The sequence below is a fragment of the Rhodococcus sp. EPR-157 genome (assembly GCF_001647195.1).
In the GTDB taxonomy this organism is placed as follows: domain Bacteria; phylum Actinomycetota; class Actinomycetes; order Mycobacteriales; family Mycobacteriaceae; genus Rhodococcoides.
On sequence record NZ_LVCV01000594.1, the window covers coordinates 1 to 4,113 of the forward strand.

3 protein-coding genes and 1 pseudogene are annotated in these 4,113 nt (G+C 63.0%); 3 read left to right on the plus strand and 1 reads right to left on the minus strand.

The features are described from left to right. Positions 1 to 1,009, minus strand: a pseudogene (locus A2J03_RS25640) (S9 family peptidase); the annotation flags it as partial. Positions 1,010 to 1,052: 43 nt separating this feature from the next. Here A2J03_RS25640 and A2J03_RS25645 point away from each other — a divergent pair. The 3 genes from A2J03_RS25645 to lpdA are packed head-to-tail and all read left to right on the plus strand — an operon-like array spanning position 1,053 to position 4,085. Further along, on the plus strand, positions 1,053 to 1,697 hold the full coding sequence (locus A2J03_RS25645; protein ID WP_068379840.1) for a GAP family protein: 645 nt from the start codon (positions 1,053 to 1,055) through the stop codon (positions 1,695 to 1,697). Further along, positions 1,694 to 2,632 carry a dipeptidase gene (locus tag A2J03_RS25650; RefSeq protein ID WP_068379843.1) on the plus strand — a complete coding sequence of 313 codons (939 nt, stop codon included), beginning with the start codon at positions 1,694 to 1,696 and terminating at the stop codon, positions 2,630 to 2,632. The genes A2J03_RS25645 and A2J03_RS25650 overlap by 4 nt, the downstream gene beginning before the upstream one ends. 49 nt (positions 2,633 to 2,681) lie before the next feature. After that, on the plus strand, positions 2,682 to 4,085 hold the full coding sequence (lpdA, locus tag A2J03_RS25655) for a dihydrolipoyl dehydrogenase (protein ID WP_068379846.1): 1,404 nt from the start codon (positions 2,682 to 2,684) through the stop codon (positions 4,083 to 4,085). The last annotated feature ends 28 nt before the right edge of the window (positions 4,086 to 4,113 follow it).

Below are 4,113 nucleotides of genomic sequence, written 5' to 3' on the forward strand. Positions count from 1 at the left end.
CGACGAGGGTGACGAGCAAGAGGTGGTTCTCGGTCCAGGCGTACTGGTGTAGCGAGCGATGGGCATCCGGGGTGAACAGCACCGTGATGTCTCGCTCGCCCGCCAGGAATGCGTCGAAATCGGTGGCGAGCAGTGCGCCGGACGGATACGTCATGTCGCCGATCGTCCACTCGGTCATCGTGCGTACCAGCAGCCACTGTTCGTGGACCGAGGTCGTCGCGTCGGTGGGGGTCTCGACGAGTGTCAACGCGTCGCCATCGAGCAGGTAGAACTCGGCGTTGTAGAAGTCGGTTGCACGTTGGACGAAGTCGCGTTCGAAGCCGGGAGTTCTGTCGTGCCACGCCGAGATCGAGATGTCGCTCGCTTCGCCCTCGAACACGACGGTCGCGTCGGCGAGCGGTGTGCCACGCGACCAACGTTTCGCGATCCGTGGGTAGCCCGAATCGGTCAGCGAGCCATCACCGAAATCGGTTCCGACATAGACGGAGTCGGAATCGATGTAGCCGATATCGGTCTTGGCCTCGGCGACATGGAAGCCGCCGTCGAGCGGATCTCGGAAAGACCGGGTCTGCAGATCGAACTCGCGTACGACGGTGGCGTCGGCTCCACCGCGCGACATGGTCACCAAGGCGATGTTCTGCGCGGGACGCAGTACCTGTGCGCCGCTCCACACCCAGTTCTCGCCCTCGGCTTCGGCGACGGCGTCGAGATCGAGCAGTACGTCCCATGCGGGTGAGGCCTTGCGGTACTCGTCCATCGTCGTCCGGCGCCACAGCCCACGCACATGGGTGGCGTCGCGCCAGAAGTTGTAGAGGTATTCACCTCGACGCCGCGAGTACGGAATTCGCGCATCCGTGTCGAGGACCTCCAGGATGCGCGATTCGACGGCGTCGAATTCGTCCCCGGCGAAGGCCTCCGTGGTGGCCGCATTTCGACTGCGGACCCAGTCGAGGGCCGTGTCGTCGGTGACCTGTTCGAGCCACAGATAGGGATCGCCGGAAATACTCATGCATTCTTTCTACTGCACGAGCTCGCGGGTACTGTCCCGAAGGATGACCGGCCATGCGCTGACGCTCGTACTCGTAGGTCTCGTGGTCATGGTGTGGCCGTGGTCGGTTCTACCCGCATTTCTCCTCGCAGCGACCGAGCGGGGCGCAGCGAAGTCGGCTGCGTACGCGGCCGGGTACGTCACTGCGCTCGCGGTCGTCATGGTCCTCGCCGCAACGCTGTTGCCGCCGGGGCCGCGCGCGAAATCGACCGGGCATCTCGTCGCGTGGATCGAACTCGTGATCGGGATCGCGCTTGCGTTGTTCGTCCTGGTCTTGTGGATCAGGCAACGCAGGCGGGAGGAAGTGACGCCCAAATGGCTTCGTGGGCTCGACCGCATCGGGTTCGTGGCGGCCTTCGTGCTGGGATTGTGGGTGCCGAACTACATGCTGGTCACCGTTGCGGTGGCCGAGCTGACCTTGCTGGAACTGCACGGTGTCGAAGCCGTCCTGGTGGCGGTGGTGTGGGTGGGCGTTGCCACGCTGGGAGTGGCGACACCGCTGCTGGTTCTGGCACGATCGGGTGCCGAAGCGGCGGCAGTGCAACAGTCCTGGCGAACCTGGCTGGTGACGCACAGTTCGGCGATCATCTACGTTGTTCTCGGATTGGTGTCGGTGGTACTCATCGTCAAGGGGGGAAGCGCGATATGAACCTGTGGGAACAACACGTCTGCCTGCCGCTGATCCAGACGGCCGACGTCGCGGAGCTGGCGAGGTTCCCGCTGGGTACCTACGTGTCCGTCAATGTCGGCTACTCGCCTCACTCGAAGTCCGACTCCACGGAACTGTGCGCCGATTTTCGTCGGAAAGCTCTTGCGGACAGTCGATTTCGGATGGTCGAGCAGGGTGAGGCCGAGGGCATGATCACGCTCGCATTCGACCTGGAGGATTCCCGTCCGATCGAAGGTGACCTCGACAACGTCCGTCACTTCTACGACCTCGGCGTCCGGTCGATGTTGCCCACGTACAACTACGCCAACGCGGCAGGATCCGGCTGCCTCGATGTCGACGACTCCGGCCTGACGTCCTACGGCCGCGATCTGGTTCAGGAGATGAACCGCACCGGAATGCTCGTCGACGGTTCGCATTGCTCCATCCGCACCGGTCTCGACATCGCATCGACGACCGAGCGGCCGATGATCTACAGCCATTCGAATTTTGCTGTGCTGTGGCGACATCCGCGAAACATCACCGACGAACAAGCCCTCGAATGCGCGAGGACTGGGGGAGTCGTCGGCATCAACGGCGTTGGAATCTTCCTCGGCGCGAACGGCCCGAACGACGGGCTTCGTCGAGTGCAGGCGATGGCCGATCACATCGAGTACGGCGTGGAGCTGCTCGGGATCGAGCACATCGGAATCGGCTCCGACTACTCGTTCGACGCCGAGGATTTCAACACCGAACTCGCGGCGAATCCCGAGGCGTTTTCCGACGAGTACACCCGCTACGGTCCGCTGCAGTGGGTCCCGCCCGAGGATGTCGTCACACTGCCGTCGGTGCTGCGTGAGCGAGGGTTCGACGAGGCCGCTGTTGCGGCTGTATACGGTGGGAACTTCCGACGCGTCGCGGCAGCTACCAGCCAGTAACTGGACCGTCTCGAGACAGGGATTCAGGACGGGACTATCCTGGTGAATCGTGACCTCACACTATGACGTCGTTGTCCTCGGAGCTGGTCCCGGTGGGTACGTCGCTGCTATCCGCGCGGCACAACTCGGACTGAGCACTGCCATCATCGAGAAGAAGTATTGGGGCGGTGTCTGCCTGAACGTCGGCTGCATCCCCTCGAAGGCACTTCTCCGAAACGCCGAGCTGGCGCACCTCTTCACCAAGGAGGCGAAGCTGTTCGGTATTTCCGGTGAAGCATCCTTCGACTTCGGTGCGGCTTTCGATCGCAGCCGCAAGGTTGCGGACGGCCGCGTCAAGGGAATCCACTTCTTGATGAAGAAGAACAAGATCCCCGAGTACGACGGCAAGGGCACGTTCACCGACGCCAACACCATCGAGGTGGAGCTCACCAAGGGCGGCACCGAGACGCTCACGTTCGACAACGCGATCATTGCGACCGGCAGCACCACCAAGCTGTTGCCCGGTACCGAACTGAGCAAGAACGTCGTCACGTACGAAGAGCAGATCATGACGAAGGATCTGCCGGGTTCGATCCTGATCGTCGGCGCAGGTGCCATCGGTATGGAGTTCGGCTACGTCCTCAAGAACTACGGAGTCGACGTCACCATCGTCGAGTTCCTCGATCGCGCGCTGCCCAACGAGGACGCCGACGTCTCGAAGGAAATCGAGAAGCAGTACAAGAAGCTGGGCGTCAAGATCATGACCGGCGCTGCCGTTCAGAGCATCGACGACGACGGCTCCAAGGTCACGGTCGCGATCAAGAACAACAAGTCGGGCGAGACCGAGACGGTCACCGTCGACAAGGTGATGCAGTCCGTCGGCTTCGCGCCCCGCGTCGAGGGCTTCGGCCTCGAGAAGACCGGCGTCGAGCTCACCGATCGCGGCGCCATCGGCATCACCAACACGATGCAGACCAACGTCCCGCACATCTACGCCATCGGCGACGTCACGGCCAAGCTCCAGCTCGCCCATGTGGCCGAGGCTCAGGGTGTCGTCGCCGCCGAAACCATCGGCGGCGCGGAGACCCTGCCGATCGACGACTACCGCATGATGCCTCGTGCGACTTTCTGCCAGCCGCAGGTCGCCAGCTTCGGACTCACCGAGCAACAGGCGAAAGACGAAGGCCGCGAGATCAAGGTCGCGAACTTCCCGTTCGCCGCCAACGGCAAGGCACACGGACTCGGCGACGCCACCGGCTTCGTCAAGCTGATCGCCGACGCCCAGTACGGTGAGCTCATCGGTGGCCACCTCATCGGACCCGACGTCTCCGAGTTGCTCCCGGAACTGACGCTCGCCCAGAAGTGGGACCTGACTGTCAACGAGTTGGCCCGCAACGTCCACACCCACCCGACGCTGTCGGAGGCTCTGCAGGAAGCCATCCACGGCCTCGCAGGGCACATGATCAACTTCTGATCTTTCAGATCGTTCGGCGGCGGCGACC

What these genes read in the sequence shown, in the direction of transcription:
- A2J03_RS25645 (WP_068379840.1), top strand. Translation starts at nt 1,053, where the DNA reads ATGACCGGCCATGCGCTGACGCTCGTACTCGTAGGTCTCGTGGTCATG.
- A2J03_RS25650 (WP_068379843.1), top strand. Translation starts at nt 1,694, where the DNA reads ATGAACCTGTGGGAACAACACGTCTGCCTGCCGCTGATCCAGACGGCC.